Source organism: Oleiphilus sp. HI0128, from assembly GCF_001635365.1.
Genome location: NZ_LWGG01000038.1, coordinates 1 through 920, shown reverse-complemented (window position 1 = coordinate 920; position 920 = coordinate 1). Strand labels below are relative to the sequence as shown.

Below are 920 nucleotides of genomic sequence, written 5' to 3'. Positions count from 1 at the left end.
CTCCACTCTTTCTAACAACTTATTCAGTTTATGCTTTTTGATAGCCGACTCTGGCAGCAATTTATTCACCGTGGGATATAAACCAGCGCAACTTACCACTGCATCAGCCGTAATTTCCTGACCTTTCTTCAGCCTTACGCCATAAGCTTTATTGTTTTTGATGAGAATTTCATCCACACCAGCATAGGTAAAGACATTTCCTCCTGAACGCTGAATCACTGGAATAATTGTCTCTGCAATTTTTGCTGCCCCCCCAACCGGGTAACTACCACCATTCAAGTAATGCTTCGCCACCATCGCATGCATCATGAATGATGCTTTCTTAGGAGGTAAACCATAATCCCCCCACTGAGCGGTTAAGACGCCGATAAGTTCTTCGTTATCAGTAAGCTCTTTCAGCACCTCGTAAGTTGTTTTATAGAAATAATCCGGAAGAAATTTATGGCGAACGCGGTTATAGAGCAAACCTGCCATTCTGGGCATTGCCTGTCCGGCAAAGAATTTTGGCACAAGAGAGCTTACCCTATATAGAAGCTCCACATACTTATCGATAGCTTCAGTCTCTGATGGAAAATTCTTCTTCATCTCGTCTTTGAAAGCGTCTTTTCCCGCTAGGTAGTTATACTCTTTACCGCCTATAATCACTTGATCGAAAAGCGGGTCCATCTCTTCCCATTTGAGCTGACCATCTGTGATCACATCAAACAAACGGCGCAGCACCGTCCAAGGCTTATGAACCTCACCAATATAATGAACACCAACATCCCACTCATAACCATTGCGCTCATAGGCGTGCGTGTAGCCACCTGCGGTATAGTGCTGTTCTAGCACACAAACCTTCTTTCCCAACTTTGAGAGTAAGGCCGCATTTGCCAGGCCACCTATTCCGGAACCAATAACAATCACATCATAATGATCAT

General features: G+C 44.2%; 1 protein-coding gene. It reads right to left on the bottom strand.

Going from position 1 to position 920, the window contains the following annotated elements; all coding sequences use genetic code 11:
* Positions 1-920 (bottom strand): NAD(P)/FAD-dependent oxidoreductase (locus A3763_RS00590; RefSeq protein WP_156494780.1); only part of this gene is annotated, 920 nt, incomplete at both ends.